The 15,913-nt window shown below is 51.4% G+C and carries 17 protein-coding genes; 8 read left to right on the top strand and 9 right to left on the bottom strand.

Features of this window, described 5'->3' with window-relative positions; all coding sequences use genetic code 11:
• Nucleotides 1-9: 9 nt before the first annotated feature.
• Together treB and treR are read right to left on the bottom strand one after the other, a co-directional pair.
• Nucleotides 10-1,428 (bottom strand): PTS trehalose transporter subunit IIBC, encoded by a 1,419-nt coding sequence (treB, locus tag G8S19_RS19650; protein ID WP_253685770.1) that lies wholly within the window; start codon nt 1,426-1,428, stop codon nt 10-12.
• Between the two features lie 157 nt (nt 1,429-1,585).
• Nucleotides 1,586-2,533, bottom strand: coding sequence for a trehalose operon repressor TreR (gene treR, locus G8S19_RS19645; RefSeq protein ID WP_253685768.1), 948 nt, complete (start codon nt 2,531-2,533; stop codon nt 1,586-1,588).
• Nucleotides 2,534-2,949: 416 nt separating this feature from the next.
• Here treR and mgtA point away from each other — a divergent pair, with 416 nt between their 5' ends.
• From mgtA to G8S19_RS19610, 7 genes are all read left to right on the top strand, one after another.
• Nucleotides 2,950-5,658, top strand: coding sequence for a magnesium-translocating P-type ATPase (mgtA, locus tag G8S19_RS19640; RefSeq protein WP_048212840.1), 2,709 nt, complete (start codon nt 2,950-2,952; stop codon nt 5,656-5,658).
• A gap of 378 nt (nt 5,659-6,036) precedes the next feature.
• On the top strand, nt 6,037-7,014 hold the full coding sequence (locus G8S19_RS19635; protein WP_124020776.1) for a TRAP transporter substrate-binding protein: 978 nt from the start codon (nt 6,037-6,039) through the stop codon (nt 7,012-7,014).
• A 62-nt stretch (nt 7,015-7,076) separates the two neighbouring features.
• Nucleotides 7,077-7,586, top strand: coding sequence for a TRAP transporter small permease (locus tag G8S19_RS19630; RefSeq protein ID WP_048212838.1), 510 nt, complete (start codon nt 7,077-7,079; stop codon nt 7,584-7,586).
• Nucleotides 7,587-7,616: 30 nt separating this feature from the next.
• Nucleotides 7,617-8,903: a TRAP transporter large permease gene (locus G8S19_RS19625; RefSeq protein WP_003839607.1), complete on the top strand. Its 1,287-nt coding sequence runs from the start codon at nt 7,617-7,619 to the stop codon at nt 8,901-8,903.
• A 193-nt stretch (nt 8,904-9,096) separates the two neighbouring features.
• A complete protein-coding gene (locus tag G8S19_RS19620; protein WP_232034658.1) occupies nt 9,097-9,771 on the top strand; it encodes a hypothetical protein in 675 nt (224 codons plus the stop codon).
• Nucleotides 9,764-10,183 (top strand): hypothetical protein, encoded by a 420-nt coding sequence (locus G8S19_RS19615; RefSeq protein ID WP_253685766.1) that lies wholly within the window; start codon nt 9,764-9,766, stop codon nt 10,181-10,183. The genes G8S19_RS19620 and G8S19_RS19615 overlap by 8 nt, the downstream gene beginning before the upstream one ends.
• Nucleotides 10,180-10,548: a hypothetical protein gene (locus G8S19_RS19610; RefSeq protein ID WP_124020774.1), complete on the top strand. Its 369-nt coding sequence runs from the start codon at nt 10,180-10,182 to the stop codon at nt 10,546-10,548. Before G8S19_RS19615 ends, G8S19_RS19610 begins: the two co-directional genes overlap by 4 nt.
• Before the next feature lie 34 nt (nt 10,549-10,582).
• Here G8S19_RS19610 and ridA read toward each other — a convergent pair whose 3' ends face one another.
• The 4 genes from ridA to pyrL form a co-directional block, all read right to left on the bottom strand.
• Complete coding sequence (gene ridA / locus G8S19_RS19605) at nt 10,583-10,969, bottom strand: 2-iminobutanoate/2-iminopropanoate deaminase (RefSeq protein ID WP_000047544.1); 387 nt, start codon at nt 10,967-10,969, stop codon at nt 10,583-10,585.
• A 200-nt stretch (nt 10,970-11,169) separates the two neighbouring features.
• Entirely contained in the window at nt 11,170-11,631 is a 462-nt protein-coding gene (gene pyrI, locus G8S19_RS19600; RefSeq protein WP_003025816.1) for an aspartate carbamoyltransferase regulatory subunit, read from the bottom strand.
• Between the two features lie 13 nt (nt 11,632-11,644).
• Nucleotides 11,645-12,580, bottom strand: coding sequence for an aspartate carbamoyltransferase (gene pyrB, locus G8S19_RS19595; protein WP_061067131.1), 936 nt, complete (start codon nt 12,578-12,580; stop codon nt 11,645-11,647).
• A 36-nt stretch (nt 12,581-12,616) separates the two neighbouring features.
• A complete protein-coding gene (gene pyrL / locus G8S19_RS19590) occupies nt 12,617-12,718 on the bottom strand; it encodes a pyr operon leader peptide (protein WP_016155570.1) in 102 nt (33 codons plus the stop codon).
• Between pyrL and G8S19_RS19585 the strand changes: the two genes are divergently transcribed.
• A complete protein-coding gene (locus G8S19_RS19585) occupies nt 12,698-12,820 on the top strand; it encodes a hypothetical protein (RefSeq protein WP_086523826.1) in 123 nt (40 codons plus the stop codon). The two genes, pyrL and G8S19_RS19585, sit on opposite strands and share 21 nt — an antisense overlap.
• Here G8S19_RS19585 and G8S19_RS19580 read toward each other — a convergent pair.
• The 3 genes from G8S19_RS19580 to argF form a co-directional block, all read right to left on the bottom strand.
• Nucleotides 12,817-13,296, bottom strand: a complete 480-nt coding sequence (locus G8S19_RS19580; protein WP_043018242.1) for an arginine repressor — start codon at nt 13,294-13,296, stop codon at nt 12,817-12,819. The two genes, G8S19_RS19585 and G8S19_RS19580, sit on opposite strands and share 4 nt — an antisense overlap.
• A 144-nt stretch (nt 13,297-13,440) precedes the next feature.
• On the bottom strand, nt 13,441-14,844 hold the full coding sequence (locus G8S19_RS19575) for a YfcC family protein (RefSeq protein ID WP_005134184.1): 1,404 nt from the start codon (nt 14,842-14,844) through the stop codon (nt 13,441-13,443).
• A 55-nt stretch (nt 14,845-14,899) separates the two neighbouring features.
• Complete coding sequence (argF, locus tag G8S19_RS19570; RefSeq protein ID WP_048212834.1) at nt 14,900-15,904, bottom strand: ornithine carbamoyltransferase; 1,005 nt, start codon at nt 15,902-15,904, stop codon at nt 14,900-14,902.
• Nucleotides 15,905-15,913 lie beyond the last annotated feature (9 nt).

Raw genomic sequence — 15,913 nt, 5'->3', positions numbered from 1 at the left:
GAAGAAAAGTTAGATAATTTGTAATGTGCCCAGACGGTATTTACGCTGGTAAACAAATGAGGTCAGTATCATTGGGATAACAATCGCAATGACCATCGCCATGCCAAATACCTGCCAGTAGGTCGGCTGGATGGAGAGGATGCCCGGCAAACCGCCGACGCCAATCCCGTTTGCCAGCACTCCGTTCAGGCCGCACAGCAGTCCGGCGAGACCGGAGCCGATCATCGCGCACAGCATCGGGAAGCGGTATTTCAGGTTGATGCCGTACATTGCCGGTTCAGTGACCCCGAGATACGCGGAGATGGCTGCAGGGACTGAGATTTCACGTTCGTTGTGTTTGCGACTGGAGATAATGATGCCCACCACCGCAGAGGCCTGAGCGATATTCGACAGCGCGATCAGCGGCCATACCGGCGTGCCGCCCATGCTCTGAATCATCTGCATGTCGATGGCAAGCGTAGTCTGATGCACGCCGGTGATCACCAGCGGGGCGTACAGGAAGCCGAACAACGCCGCGCCGATCGGGGCAAAACTACCGGTCAGCAGATGACGGACCGCAAACGCGACACCATCGCCGATCATGCGGCCAAACGGACCGATAAAGGCGTGCGCAAGGAATACCGCAAGGATCAGCGAGCACACCGGGACGATCACCAGATACAGATAATCCGGCACGATGCGCTTCATGCGCGTTTCAATAAACCCGAGCGCCAGCCCGGCCAGCAACGCCGGAATAACCTGCGCCTGGTAGCCCACTTTCTCAATGCTGAACAGACCGAAGTTCCACACCTCCGGCACTTGCTGACCGAGCAAATAGGCGTTCATCAGTTGCGGTGAAACCAGGGTTACGCCCAGCACAATACCGAGGATCGGCGTACCGCCCATTTTTTTCACTGCCGACCAGCAGATCCCGACCGGCAGATAGAAGAAGATCGCCTCGCCAATCAGCCACAGGAAGTCGTAAAGGGTTTTCAGCGAAGGATGCATCTGCGCCAGCGTCTGGCCGTTGCTCATGGGCAGATCGCCGATTACGTTACGGAAACCTAAGATCAAACCGCCGCTAATTAGCGCGGGCAGCAACGGGAAGAAGATCTCCGCAAAATGAGAAATCAGCTGTTCGTGCCATTTCATATTCTGCCGCGCCGCTTTTTTCGCCTGCTCTTTGTCGGCGCTGGCCTGTCCGGTTGTCGCCAGCAGCGCTTTGTAGTAATCGCCCACCTCGGTGCCAATCACTACCTGAAACTGCCCGGCGTTGGTGAAGCAGCCTTTGACCATCGGTAGCTGTTCGATCTCTTTGGGTCTGGCATTCGCGGGTTGATTCAACACAAAACGCAGGCGCGTAATGCAGTGACTCACCGTGGCGATATTGTCGCGCCCGCCTACCAGCTCAATCAGCCGGTCGATGTCTGCTTGTTTTACTTTTCTCATGATGACGTGTGTTCCCCGTAGGTCGGATTAGACGCTTTCGCGACGTCATCCGGCAGCTGTCTCGTTGTTGGTGCCAGAGTATATCGTCGGTGAATATTTAAAAATGGGAACGTTCCCGAAACGCAGTGAAGATCACAAATTAGTGCTCAGAAAGCGATCAGGAGAGGGTGGCGGGGATGACGATTTGCCGCAGTTCGCTGCGGCCGTTGATCTGTTCGATCAGCTGCGAGGCCGCTTGCCGTCCGGCTTCAGCATAGCCGGGATCGACGGTGATGATCTCCGGATGGAGGAATTTCATCAGCGGCGTATTACCGACGCTTGCCAGTTGCAGGTTGTCGATTCGCTGTTCCTGCAGATATTTGCTGACGCCAAGGGCAAGCGTGTCCGTCGCACAGACTAACGCAGTTGTTTCCGGCGTAATGACATCGGCGGCATGCTCATAGCCCTGTTTCATGGCCAGACCAGGCAGAGCAGCGACAGGATGCAGCTTATGTTTCTTGCAGAAGGTCAGGTAGGCCTCATGACGGCGTTTACCGGTGGTCACGTCGCTATGGGGGACGCCAAGGAAACTGATATGACGATGTTCGCGATCGTACAGACGCTGCATCAGGGTATGAATGGCGCCTTCGTCGTCATAACAGACGGAGGCAAAGCCTTTGGCATCCCTGGCCAGCAGAACCAGAGAGTCCTGCCAGGAGGTGAGCATGGTTTCCGTTACGCCGGTAAAACCAAACAACACGACGCCATCAATGTTGCGACGTTTGAGCATTCCCAGATGTTCTTCTACCAGTTCAGGTGAGAACTGGCTTTCCATCATAATCGGATCATAACCCTGCTCATAAAAGGCGGGTAGCATGGTCTGCACGGCGAGATTTTCCGAAAGTGAGTCCAGACGCGTGACGATAACCGCCACGACTTTGTCGCTTTGCCCACGCATGGCACGTGCGGAGCGGGAAGGGGAGAAACCGTGCTGATTCATCACTGCTTCAACACGTTCACGGGTGCGTTCGCTAACGCCGCTTTCGTTGTTGAGCACACGGGAAACCGTTGATTTCCCCACACCGCTTAAGCGGGCGATGTCTTTAATAGTCAGCCGATTTTGCATCCTGTTTTCCCGTTGCGCACTTTTTCAGTTATATCAAAGAGAGTAACTTTACCCATGTGGAGTGCAATGGGGAAAGTCTGCTTTAAACCGTTCACCCTTCAGGCGATGTGTATACGTTTGGTTTAGTTTCCATGCTGTATCATACCGCCATAATTGTCACAAACCTTATGGTTTTCTGCGTATAATCCGCAGCGCTTATCATTCACTTACCGGAGGCTATATGGATCCCGATCCCACCCCTCTCCCTAAATGGAGAACCCCCCTCTCCGGTAAGCCTGTTTTCACTGTCTTACCGGAGCTGTAAGACAGTGACGTTCTGACGTCCCTGTTGTGATTTTAAAATTGCCACCAGGCAAGGCTTTGCCACGCCTGAAGGATTTACTGCGCCCGCTTATACTGGTGCAGAGGGACTGCCTATGTTCAAAAATATTACTCGCCAGCTGTTTGCCCGGCTAAACCGCCATTTACCGCATCGTCTGGTGCATCGCGATCCGCTACCCAATGCGCAGACCGTCGCCAGCACGCCGATCCCGCCTTCGCTGAGCGAACATTGCCTGAAAATGGCGCTGATGGACGAAGAAGCGCTGTGGAAAACGTTTGGCGCGCACCCGGAAGGATTGAACGCCGCAGAAGTGGAAAACGCTCGCGAGTTACATGGCGAGAACCAGCTACCGGCGCAGAAGCCGTCGCCATGGTGGGTACACCTGTGGGTCTGCTACCGCAACCCGTTTAATATTCTGCTGACTATTTTAGGCGGCATTTCTTATGCCACCGAGGATCTGTTTGCCGCGGGCGTTATCGCCTTGATGGTTGTCATCTCCACGCTGCTGAATTTTGTCCAGGAGGCGCGTTCCACCAAAGCGGCGGATGCGTTGAAAGCGATGGTCAGCAACACTGCTACGGTGCTGCGCGTCATCAACGAGAAAGGGGAGAACGGCTGGGTTGAACTGCCGATCGACCAGTTGGTGCCTGGCGATATTATTAAGCTGGCAGCAGGGGATATGATCCCAGCCGATCTGCGCGTGGTGCAGGCGCGCGATCTGTTCGTGGCCCAGGCTTCACTGACCGGCGAATCGTTGCCGGTGGAGAAAGTTGCAACCAGCCGCGACCCGCAGCAAAGCAACCCGCTGGAATGCGATACCCTGTGCTTTATGGGCACCAATGTGGTGAGCGGCACGGCGCAGGCCATCGTGATTGCGACCGGGGCCAATACCTGGTTCGGGCAACTGGCGGGCCGCGTCAGCGAGCAGGAAAGCGAGCAGAATGCCTTCCAGAAAGGGATCAGCCGCGTCAGCATGCTGCTGATCCGCTTTATGCTGGTGATGGCGCCCATCGTGCTTATCATCAATGGCTACACCAAAGGTGACTGGTGGGAAGCGGCGCTGTTTGCCCTGTCTGTGGCGGTGGGACTTACTCCAGAAATGCTGCCGATGATCGTCACCTCGACGCTGGCGCGTGGGGCGGTGAAGCTGTCAAAACAGAAGGTCATCGTCAAACACCTCGACGCTATCCAGAACTTTGGCGCGATGGATATTCTGTGTACCGATAAAACCGGCACGCTGACACAAGATAAAATAGTGCTGGAGAATCATACCGATATCTCCGGCAAGCCCAGCGAACATGTCCTGCATTCCGCGTGGCTGAACAGCCACTATCAGACCGGGCTGAAGAATCTGCTGGATACGGCAGTGCTGGAAGGCGTGGACGAAGAATCCGCCCGCCGGCTCTCTACCCGTTGGCAAAAAATCGATGAGATCCCGTTTGATTTCGAACGCCGCCGCATGTCGGTGGTGGTCGCTGAAGAAACCGATGTGCACCAACTGGTATGTAAAGGCGCGCTGCAGGAGATCCTCAGCGTTTGCACCCAGGTGCGCCATAACGGTGAGATTGTCCCGTTAGATGACAACATGCTGCGTCGGGTGAAACGCGTTACCGATACGCTGAATCGTCAGGGGTTGCGTGTGGTGGCGGTGGCAACCAAATACCTGCCTGCGCGTGAAGGGGACTATCAGCGTATTGATGAATCCGATCTGATCCTCGAAGGGTATATCGCGTTCCTCGATCCGCCGAAAGAAACGACCGCCCCGGCGCTGAAAGCGCTGAAAGCCAGCGGTATTACGGTGAAAATTCTCACCGGTGACAGCGAACTGGTTGCGGCGAAAGTGTGTCATGAAGTGGGTCTGGATGCAGGTGATGTGGTTATCGGCAGCAGCATTGAAGGGTTAAGCGACGACGAGCTGGCCCGACTTGCCCAGCGCACCACGTTGTTTGCCCGCCTGACGCCAATGCACAAAGAGCGCATTGTCACACTGCTCAAGCGTGAAGGTCATGTGGTCGGCTTTATGGGCGATGGCATTAACGACGCCCCGGCGCTGCGCGCGGCGGACATTGGTATCTCCGTTGATGGTGCGGTTGATATTGCCCGTGAAGCGGCAGATATCATTCTGCTGGAAAAGAGCCTGATGGTGCTGGAAGAAGGGGTGATCGAAGGACGCCGTACTTTTTCTAACATGCTGAAGTACATTAAAATGACGGCCAGTTCTAACTTCGGTAATGTGTTTAGCGTGCTGGTGGCGAGCGCCTTTTTACCGTTCCTGCCGATGTTGCCGCTGCACTTACTGATTCAGAACCTGCTGTACGATGTATCCCAGGTGGCGATTCCGTTTGATAACGTCGACGAAGAGCAGATCAAAAAGCCGCAGCGCTGGAATCCCGCCGAGTTGGGCCGCTTTATGATCTTCTTTGGACCGATCAGCTCGATCTTTGACATTCTGACTTTCTGCCTGATGTGGTTCGTCTTCCATGCCAATACGCCTGAACATCAGACATTGTTCCAGTCTGGCTGGTTTGTGGTGGGTCTGCTGTCGCAAACGCTGATTGTGCATATGATCCGTACCCGTCGCGTGCCGTTCATCCAAAGCCGCGCCGCATGGCCGCTGATGCTGATGACGCTGGTGGTAATGGTGGTGGGCATTGCGTTGCCGTTCTCACCGCTGGCCAGCTATCTGCAATTGCAGGCGCTGCCGCTGAGCTACTTCCCGTGGCTGGTTGCGATTCTGGCGGGTTACATGACATTAACCCAGCTTGTGAAAGGTTTTTATAGCCGCCGCTACGGCTGGCAGTAATCCTCAACTTCTCTTCTGCAGGATGGCGTTAATACCATCCTGCATTTCTCTTTTTCATTCGAAAGATATTCCCTCGAAATATTGGTGTTTTATTTTTATTGAAATGCTCACGCGGGTAATTAGTATCAAATTGCCTTCTTTGCGTTGCTTTTTTATCAATAAAACGATCTGCATTGCAAAAATGAAACAGTGTGCTAAAAATAATGAGCATCTGTGGTTTTTTGTGAACACAGTCATCGAAATAAGTTGTTACACCAGTTAGTCTGCACAGGTAACATCGTTAAGAAAGTTTCACGCTGCCCATTTTTAATTCCGGCAGTCATTTGCTCTGCAAGCTATTCCTGTTAATGGATATTATGAACTTCTGGAGAAGGACAAATGAAACTGACAAAAAACCTGTTAAGTCTGTGTATTGGCGCGTCGGTATTACTGGCGAGTCATGCAACGCTGGCACAAACCTTTCGCGCCGCAGATGTGCATCCGGCTGATTACCCGAACGTTGTTGCCGTGAAACATATGGGGGAAAAACTGAGTGCCGCCACCGACGGTCGTCTGGAGATTAAAACCTTTCCCGGTGGCGTGTTAGGTGACGAAAAACAGATGATTGAACAGGCGCAATTAGGCGCTATCGATATTATTCGCGTTTCAATGACGCCGGTTGCCGCCATTCTCCCTGAAATTAACGTGTTTACCCTGCCATATATTTTCCGTGATGAAGACCATCTGCATAAGGTTCTCGACGGCATGATTGGTCAGGAGATTGGCGACCGCCTGACGGCCAACACCAAATCGCGGCTGGTGTTCCTCGGTTGGATGGATGCCGGAACGCGCAACCTGATCACCAAAAATCCGGTAGTGAAACCGGAAGATTTACACGGCATGAAAATCCGCGTTCAAGGGAGTCCGATAGCGCTGGATACCTTAAAAGCGATGGGCGCTAACTCCGTTGTCATGGGCGTCAGTGAAGTCTTTAGCGGCATGCAGACCGGCGTTATTGATGGTACGGAGAATAATCCGCCAACGTTTGTAGCGCATAACTATTTGCCGGTCGTGAAAAACTATACCTGGAGCAAACATTTTATTATTCCTGAGCTTTTTCTGTTCTCGAAAGCTAAATGGGATAAGTTGAAAAAAGAAGACCAGGATCTCATTATTAAGCTCGCTAAAGAAGCCCAGGTAGAGCAACGCAAACTTTGGCAGGATTATAATGCGAAATCGCTGGAGACGATGAAAGCCAATGGCGTTCAGTTCCACGATATTGATACGGACTATTTCTATAAAGCCACGCAGTCAGTGCGGGATAATTACGGTAAAGACCACCAGGATTTGATCAAACAGATTCAGGATGTGAAGTAATTCATCAGGTGGAGGATATCAACCCTCCGCCTGAATCTTTTGATTAATTCGAGGTGATGATTATGGGTGAATGCTATTCATCGGTAATGGATTTTCTTTATCGGGTATCAATGTGGATTGCCGGTATCGCATTATTAGTCATGGTCGCCATTATCCCTATTGGCATATTCGCGCGTTATGTTCTGAATAACGCTCTGTCATGGCCTGAGCCCGTCGCCATTCTCTGTATGGTGACATTCACCTTTATTGGTGCGGCGGTGAGCTATCGCGCAGGTTCGCATATCGCAGTGAGCATGGTGACTGATCGTCTGGGTGATGCTTCCCGCCGTTATTGCTCGATAATCGCAGACGTTATGCTGGTGGCGATAAGCCTGTTTATCCTCTGGTACGGAACCAATCTCTGTCTTGAACTGTGGGACCAGCCCGTGGCGGAATTCCCGCTTTTAAGCGCCGGGCAAAACTACCTCCCATTGCCGATTGGCTCTGCCATAACGCTGCTGTTTATCGCGGAAAAGATTTTCCGTGGTCCGCAGTACCAACGTCCCGTTGTCATGCTGGGTTCGACCAGCTAGTTACCGCCCCCATTTCAGAAAGGAAAGCAGATGGATGCATTTATTCTCGTCTTTACGCTCGGCATTATGCTGGCGATTGGGGTACCGGTAGCGTACGCGGTTGGTATTAGCGCCATCATTGGGGCCTGGTACATTGATATCCCACTGGAAGCGGTGATGATCCAACTGACCAGTGGGGTGAATAAGTTTTCGCTGCTGGCGATCCCGTTCTTTATTCTGGCCGGGGCTATTATGGCCGAAGGGGGAATTGCGCGGCGGCTGGTGAACTTTGCCTATATTTTTGTTGGCTTTATTCGCGGAGGGCTGTCGCTGGTAAACATTGTGGCATCGACCTTTTTTGGCGCAATTTCTGGATCGTCTGTAGCTGATACCGCATCCATTGGTTCGGTGATGATCCCGGAGATGGATAAAAAAGGCTACCCGCGCGATTTTGCCGCGGCGGTTACTGCCAGCGGCTCGGTGCAGGCGATCCTCACACCGCCCAGCCATAACTCGGTTATTTACTCGCTGGCAACCGGCGGCACGGTGTCGATTGCCGCGCTATTCATCGCCGGGATCCTGCCGGGCCTGCTGTTAAGTTTCAGTCTGATGGTAATGTGTGTGGCGTTTGCGCACAAACGCGGTTACCCAAAAGGGGAACGCGTGCCGTTTCGCCAGGCGCTGAAGATTTTCGTCGATACGCTGTGGGGCCTGATGACGGTTGTGATCATCATGGGCGGTATCCTGTCAGGTATCTTTACCGCGACGGAGTCTGCGGCGATTGCCTGCCTTTGGGCCTTCTTTGTCACCATGTTTATCTATCGTGACTATAAATGGTCTGAGCTGCCAAAGCTGATGTTCCGCACAGTGAAAACGGTCACGATCGTCATGATCCTGATAGGCTTTGCCGCTGCGTTCGGCGCCGTTATGACCTATATGCAGTTGCCGATGCGTATCACTGAAGCTTTCACCAGCATCTCGGACAACAAATACGTCATTCTGATGTGCATTAACATCATGCTGCTGCTGATCGGTACGCTGATGGATATGGCGCCGCTGATCCTGATTTTGACGCCGGTTCTGCTGCCAGTGACCAACGCGCTCGGCATTGATCCAGTCCATTTTGGCATGATCATGCTGGTGAACTTAGGGATCGGCCTTATTACGCCACCGGTAGGGTCGGTGCTGTTTGTGGCCAGTGCGGTGAGTAAGCAGAAAATAGAACAGGTGGTAAAGGCGATGCTGCCGTTCTACCTCGTGCTATTCCTGGTGCTGATGCTCGTGACATACATTCCGGCGATTTCACTGTTCCTGCCGAAATTGTTTGGCGTGATGTGATAAATGCCCGGTGGCGCTCACGCTTACCGGGCCTACCTAAATTCATTCCGGGCTTCCATGCCCCTTTTTTTTTGTGTTTCACACAATGCAGCTAAATATTTTCTGAATTATGGCATTGCCAGTGTCTTCCAACAGAATACGCTAGATTATAAATGTTAACATCTTGTCATGTTAATTATTCTCAGGAGGCATTATGAACGCTTATATATTGGGGAGAGAGGAACCTGAATATAGTATTGATGTTGGAAGTGGTGAATGGTGCAGTGCGGGGCATTTTTCAGATCAATTTTATTATTATAAATATTACCTGGAGCAATTGATTGATGGGAGCTTATATTTAAAGTATCGCTATCCTTTTGCACGAGAAAATTTACTGCATTATTTGCAAAATACGGGTGAAGACATACATATTAACTTAACTGATATGATGGGAAAATCAGCCCAGTTAAGGGATAATTATGTGCAATTATTGGATGCAGCAAAGAGTTTTTGTAAAACATTACCGCCAGGTCAGCATGAATTTACTTCTGCGCATGTTAATACTGATGATTTTATTTCTAGCGATCCAGACTTGTTTTATGCTATAGGAGGTTATCAATACTGGGGAAAAGGTCGAGTGCAAATTACCGAAGATAAGTATAAAAATACAATGAGCAATGGTAGTAGACTATGTAGTTATAATTTGACATTTCAGTTTAAGTTTTTTGACAGGTATAACTGGAATGTTAGTGTCGCAAATTCTGGAGTTCGTTTAGGTAGTATCGTTCCTGTGAATGATACTTTTATGGGGAGGTTTCATCAGGAGTGTCTGGCCAGAGAGTACAATATTTTTGGTGCCATTGAGTCAGAGGTAAAATGGCATGACTGAGCATGGCACTTTATTTTACATAGAAAAAATACTTACTTTCGCTTTAGTTTGTGCCTTTTGTTATATGCTGTATATTATTTCGGTTTGCTGGTTACCAGTACGTGAAAGTCACTATCTTCTGGTTGTACAATGGTGCCGTAACGATGATTCAAATACCCACTATGCAAAGAATTTATCCTGGCATGGTTTATATGTTTATTTGGAGAAATCGTCTGGGAATATTATTGTAAGGGAAATGAACACTCCTCTACACGATCCATTTCAGCCTTATCGGTACGTTTACCGTAAAATTGCACATGAAAATGATATATCCTTGGCCGCAGAGAAATGGGGGGTAATTAAGTGTCAGGGAAAAAATAAAGCGCTCATTGGTTCATCTGGTTATTCTTTTTTATGGAGACATGGCCAATGAACACTTTTATAAGACGAGCTACTATAAAAATATTTTTTTTACTAATTATAATGTTTATCTGTATTTTTTCTATTAATTCAGTTGAAAGATATAACAATATTGTTGGTTTTAAAATTCACAATAAGGTAGTTTATACATTGGAAAAGATGAAGAATGATAGTGATGATGATCTTAAAATTAATATTTATAGTTCAAGGTTGAACTGGGTTTTAGGACAAACCTGTTTCTCAGAGAATATAGAATCACAGCAAAAAGGGGAAATGGAATTATATAATTGGGGTGTGGGGATAATCGAAAATGAAACCATCACCTTAAAGAATAATGGAAGAGAATTGATTTTTTCAGTTATAGGCTGCAATACTTAAGGAACCCTGCCAGAGCAGGGCTCTCTAATAAGACTTAGCGACGAACGGCGATCGCTTCAATCTCGATTTTCACGTCTTTCGGCAGACGGGCAACTTCTACGCAAGAACGCGCCGGGAAGGTGGCGTTGTGCTCGGTGAAGAACGCTTCGTAGGTGGCGTTGACGGTGGCAAAATCGTTCAGGTCTTTGACGAAAACGGTCGTTTTTACGATGTCGCCCACTTTCAGGCCTGCTGCTTCAACGATAGCTTTTACGTTTTCCAGCGACTGACGTGCCTGAGCGGACACGTCTTCCGCTACGGCACCGGTTTTCGGATCGACCGGGATCTGACCGGAAGTGATTACCATGCTACCCAGGTCAACGCCCTGAACGTATGGGCCGATTGCTGCTGGTGCATTTTCCGTCGCGATAGTCTTGCTCATGATTTCTCCTGAATTTACAGCGGTAGTAGAATGTTCCCGCCCATTATACACGTCATCCTTCACACCGCCTCTTCGTTGGCTACGTCCTCTTACCCTGGTCACATAGTTTACTATGCTCCCAGTGATAATCGGACTTGCCGCCTCGATGCATTGCGAATGCTTATGTGTAACGGGAGCCGGGATTTCATAACCAACCCTAATTAGTTGGCCAGCACCACATAATGCGAAAACTCTTTTTCACAGTATTTGCATTTGAGTGCGATGTCATCGGCGCGCTTTTTCACTGCAAAACTGGAGGAAACCGGCTCAGCATGGCTGATACAGTTGCTGTTCGGGCACACCAGCACGTTGTCGATGCGCTCCGGCAGGCTGGGGCGTGATTTACCCACCACATCATAATCGTCAATGCGGTTTACCGTTGCCTGCGGAGCGTACAGGGAGAGCTGGTTGACCTGCTCGTCGGTCAGGAAGGTATTTTCGATTTTAATCAGGTCTTTACGGCCCATCTCGCCAGACGGCAGGTTCAGTCCGATAGTGATGCGCTGGTCGGTTTCGGTCAGTTTGAACAGCGTCAGCAGCTTAAAACCAACCTGTGCGGGGATATGGTCAATCACGGTGCCACGTTTGATGGCTTCAACCTGCAGTTTGTTATCGTGTGTCATCTCTTTTTCTCCCTTACAGTGCCAGTTCGCTATTCAGTACCAGTGCCAGTAACGCCTGGCGGGCGAAGATGCCGTTGCCAGCCTGCTGGAAATACCAGGCGTGCGGCGTCTTATCGACATCGGTGGTGATCTCATCGATGCGCGGCAGCGGATGCAGCACCTTCATGTTCTCTTTGGCTCCCGCCAGATCGCTGGCGCGCAGAACAAACTGTGCTTTCACATTGGCGTATTCGGACGGGTCCAGACGTTCTTTCTGCACGCGGGTCATGTAGAGAATATCGACCTCCGCCATCACTTCTTCGATGGTGCCGTGCAGGCTCCAGGCGATACCTTTTTCATTCAGCATATCCAGAATGTATTGCGGCATCGCCAGCGCGTCCGGGGCGATAAAGTAGAAGCGGTTACCTTCGAACTTCGCCAGCGCCTGGGTCAGGGAGTGGACGGTGCGGCCATATTTCAGGTCGCCCACCATGGCGATGTGCAGATTGTCCAGGCGACCCTGCGTTTCCTGAATGGTAAACAGATCCAGCAGCGTTTGGGTCGGGTGTTGGTTGGAGCCGTCGCCTGCGTTCAGTACCGGAACGTTACCGGAGAACTCCGTAGCCAGACGCGCAGCACCTTCCTGCGGGTGACGCATCACGATGGCGTCGACATAAGTGCTGATGACGGAAATGGTGTCGGCCAGCGTTTCGCCTTTTTTGCCAAGCGACGTGTTGCTGCTGTCAGAGAAACCTACCACGCTGGCGCCCAGGCGGTGCATCGAGGTTTCAAAGGATAAACGGGTGCGGGTTGACGCCTCAAAGAAGCAACTGGCGATAACCTTATGCTTTAACAGCTCCGGCTGTGGGTTAGCTTTTAATTTCGCCGCCGTCGCGAGGACCAGATTGAGGTCATCGCGGCTGAGGTCGTTTATGGAAATGATGTGTTTTTGATAGAGCGGGTTAGCCATGTTTATCTCCTGACGCCTGGGCAAAAAAAAAGCCCCTCAATTGAGGGGCTCGGAATGGATGATCAACGGAAAGAAAAACGGCAGGCCAGCGTCCTTTTTCAGACGCGGTAAGACAAAATGTCGTACACACTGAACCATACATCCTCCCGGCAAATTGTCCGCGATTATACTCAGCTCCGTTATGGGATCAAGCGAAAAATGCACGATTTATTCATCGCAAACGGTTCTTATGAATTTTAATTCATTTTAAATAGATAGTTAATCTGCTTGTGCACCAGCCCCGTTCGCTGCACGACTCGCGGCGCAACCCAGACAATACTGCTGCCAGCGATGACACCCAGAATCTCTGGTAACGCGTGGTAATCGAGGATTCTGGCAACGGCACGGCCATAACCTGCTGCAGTATGAATGAGGATAAACTCGCTATTGTGTTCCACGCTGACCACCATTTCAGCAATCGATCGGGCAGCATCCGGCGCGGGTCGCGATTGCGGATTTACAGAATAAATTTTTTGCCCTTTTGTATTTCTTATTTTTATCGCCCCGAGCAGCTTTAGCAGACGAGATACCGTTGACTGGCTAATCCCGGTAAAACCATGCTGTTGTAGATCGCGGCGAAGCGCTTCCTGGGACAGGTAGCTTTTTTCAGTAATCAGGCGCTGACAAATCGCCAGCTGTTTCTGTTCTTTGGTCGAGTAATCATCGAATTCCTTCATAAAAACACCCTAAATTTATTATTTGTATCAATGCGATGGCGAAATTCACCACATTTGCTATATCAATAACGGCTCAAACGGGCGGTTGTGCAGAAAAACGAGAGCACGCTCAAAAAAGCCGTCGGGAGCCGACGGCCAAAACGGCTACAGCATTGCGCCGATACTCAGGACGACCATGTTCAGCACCGTCAGAATCAGCAGCAGCGGGGCGACCCATTTCAGGTAGCGCACATAAGGAACGCGAGCGATAGCCAACCCGCCCATCACGACGGCTGAAGTGGGGGTGATCAGATTCACAATGCCAGAAGCGGATTGGTACGCAGTAACGACCAGATCCCTTTGCACATGGGCGAAGTCGGCCAGCGGGGCCATAATGGGCATCGTGAGCACCGCCAGACCAGACGAGGAAGGGACCAGGAAGGAGAGCAATACTTCCAGCCAGTAGGTCACATTGATGAAAATGGTGGTGGACAGACCGGAGACTAAATTTTCGGCGCTGTGCAAAATAGTGTGGGTGATCATGCCGTTGTCCATCACCACGACGATTCCGCGTGCAATGCCGATAATCAGCGCCACGCCGAGCAGATCCCGCGCACCGTCAATGAAGGTACTGGTGAAGGCTTCTTCACTCATGCGGGCAATCACGCCGACGATAATCGCAGAAGCCAGAAAGACTGCGGATATTTCTGCCATCCACCATCCGAGTACCGCGACGCCATAAATCATTACCGCAAAGGCGGCGGCGAATATCAGCAGGATCCACTTACGCGTAGCTGTGAATTCAAGGTTAGCGTTACCGCGATTGCCGAGGAAATGCGCGCGGTTTTCCTCCATTTTATCCGCCACAATCGACAACTCCGGGTGATTGCGGACTTTGCGCGCATAACGCATGACCCACACCACGCAAATAACATAGCCGATGACCAGCAGCAGAATGCGCATCAGCATGCCCTGGGTGAAGGGGATCCCGGCGGCGTTTGCGGCGATAACCGTCGCGAAAGGGTTGATTGTCGAACCGAGCGTGCCGATGCCAGCGCCGAGTAGCACGGTCGCCGCGGCAACCAGCGGATCAAAGCGCGCGGCCATCATGACCGGAACTAATAAGGTGTAGAAAGGGAGTGATTCTTCCGCCATGCCGTAAATCGTGCCTCCGGCGGCGAAAAGTCCCATCAGGATGGGGATCATCCACTCTTCTTTACCGTTCAGCCTGACCGTCACGCGTTCGATGCCTGCGTCGATGGCGCCCGTTTTGTTTACCACGCCGAGAAATCCACCGATTATCAGGACAAACAGCGCGACATCAATGGCGCCTGCGGTGTAGGTTTCGTGGTTATAAAGCCCGTCAATCGGGGCCAGCAGGACAGCGGTTATGCCTTGTGGATGCGCCTCGGTCGGGGCATAAGTACCGGCAACCGGCACTTCTTTGCCGAGGGTAGCATTCATCGCCATCTGGTATTTCCCTGCCGGGACAATCCAGGTCATAACGGCGACGAGTGCAATGAGAATAAACAGGATGGTATACGCGCTGGGAAATTTGAATTTGCCCATGATGTTCTCCGGATAGCTTGGGCATATGCCGCCAGGCGACACATGCCCGCAGGGGTTAGTCGCCGAGTGTCGCTACCATGACCGCTTTGATGGTATGCATCCGGTTTTCCGCTTCGTCGAAGACGATGGAATGCGCTGACTCGAATACCTCTTCCGTGACTTCAAGTCCTTTCAGACCGTAAGCCGCTTCGATTTCACGGCCCACTTTGGTGTGCTCATTATGAAAGGCGGGCAGGCAGTGCATGAATTTCACATTGGGATTGCCGGTCGCATTGATGACCTGCTGATTAATCTGGTAGGGCGTCATCAGGCTGACGCGTTCTGCCCACGCTTCTTTAGGTTCGCCCATCGAAACCCAGACATCGGTATAGAGGAAATCTACGTCGTATACCCCTTCCGCAACATCGTCCGTGAGCGTAATGCGTGCGCCCGTTACGCTGGCGATTTCGCGGCATTCGGCAACCAGCGCCTCGTCCGGCCAGAAGGACTTTGGCGCGACCAGACGAATATCCATCCCCATTTTCGCCGCGCCGACCATCAGCGAATTACCCATGTTGTTGCGGGCGTCACCGAGGTAAGCGAAGCTCAGTTCGGGTAAGGTTTTACCCGGGGCGTGCTCCAGCATGGTCATCAGATCGGCAAGGATCTGCGTAGGGTGGAATTCATTCGTTAGCCCGTTCCAGACCGGCACACCGGCGAATTGTCCCAGTTCTTCCACGATCTCCTGGCCGTAGCCGCGGTATTCGATGCCGTCATACATGCGACCCAACACGCGGGCGGTATCTTTCATCGACTCTTTATGGCCGATCTGCGATCCGCTTGGGCCGAGATAGGTCACCTGTGCGCCCTGATCGAAAGCGCCGACTTCAAAGGCGCAGCGGGTGCGAGTGGAGGTTTTTTCGAAGATCAGCGCGATATTTTTACCGACCAGCGTTTGCCTTTCGCGCCCGGCTTTTTTTGCCGTTTTTAATTCGATAGCCAGATCGATCAGGTACTGGATTTCTGCAGGGGTGTAGTCCAGCAGTTTGAGAAAATTGCGATTTTTCAGGTTAACAGTCATGAAAATGTC

It is taken from the genome of Citrobacter sp. SX206, from assembly GCF_024181025.1.
GTDB lineage: Bacteria > Pseudomonadota > Gammaproteobacteria > Enterobacterales > Enterobacteriaceae > Citrobacter > Citrobacter youngae.
Note: the sequence above shows the minus strand (reverse complement) of the source record. Positions and strands in the feature narration are given on the sequence as shown.

What these genes read in the sequence shown, in the direction of transcription:
- treB (WP_253685770.1), bottom strand. Translation starts at nt 1,428, where the DNA reads ATGAGAAAAGTAAAACAAGCAGACATCGACCGGCTGATTGAGCTGGTA.
- treR (WP_253685768.1), bottom strand. Translation starts at nt 2,533, where the DNA reads ATGCAAAATCGGCTGACTATTAAAGACATCGCCCGCTTAAGCGGTGTG.
- mgtA (WP_048212840.1), top strand. Translation starts at nt 2,950, where the DNA reads ATGTTCAAAAATATTACTCGCCAGCTGTTTGCCCGGCTAAACCGCCAT.
- G8S19_RS19635 (WP_124020776.1), top strand. Translation starts at nt 6,037, where the DNA reads ATGAAACTGACAAAAAACCTGTTAAGTCTGTGTATTGGCGCGTCGGTA.
- G8S19_RS19630 (WP_048212838.1), top strand. Translation starts at nt 7,077, where the DNA reads ATGGGTGAATGCTATTCATCGGTAATGGATTTTCTTTATCGGGTATCA.
- G8S19_RS19625 (WP_003839607.1), top strand. Translation starts at nt 7,617, where the DNA reads ATGGATGCATTTATTCTCGTCTTTACGCTCGGCATTATGCTGGCGATT.
- G8S19_RS19620 (WP_232034658.1), top strand. Translation starts at nt 9,097, where the DNA reads ATGAACGCTTATATATTGGGGAGAGAGGAACCTGAATATAGTATTGAT.
- G8S19_RS19615 (WP_253685766.1), top strand. Translation starts at nt 9,764, where the DNA reads ATGACTGAGCATGGCACTTTATTTTACATAGAAAAAATACTTACTTTC.
- G8S19_RS19610 (WP_124020774.1), top strand. Translation starts at nt 10,180, where the DNA reads ATGAACACTTTTATAAGACGAGCTACTATAAAAATATTTTTTTTACTA.
- ridA (WP_000047544.1), bottom strand. Translation starts at nt 10,969, where the DNA reads ATGAGCAAGACTATCGCGACGGAAAATGCACCAGCAGCAATCGGCCCA.
- pyrI (WP_003025816.1), bottom strand. Translation starts at nt 11,631, where the DNA reads ATGACACACGATAACAAACTGCAGGTTGAAGCCATCAAACGTGGCACC.
- pyrB (WP_061067131.1), bottom strand. Translation starts at nt 12,580, where the DNA reads ATGGCTAACCCGCTCTATCAAAAACACATCATTTCCATAAACGACCTC.
- G8S19_RS19585 (WP_086523826.1), top strand. Translation starts at nt 12,698, where the DNA reads ATGTCGTACACACTGAACCATACATCCTCCCGGCAAATTGTCCGCGAT.
- pyrL (WP_016155570.1), bottom strand. Translation starts at nt 12,718, where the DNA reads ATGGTTCAGTGTGTACGACATTTTGTCTTACCGCGTCTGAAAAAGGAC.
- G8S19_RS19580 (WP_043018242.1), bottom strand. Translation starts at nt 13,296, where the DNA reads ATGAAGGAATTCGATGATTACTCGACCAAAGAACAGAAACAGCTGGCG.
- G8S19_RS19575 (WP_005134184.1), bottom strand. Translation starts at nt 14,844, where the DNA reads ATGGGCAAATTCAAATTTCCCAGCGCGTATACCATCCTGTTTATTCTC.
- argF (WP_048212834.1), bottom strand. Translation starts at nt 15,904, where the DNA reads ATGACTGTTAACCTGAAAAATCGCAATTTTCTCAAACTGCTGGACTAC.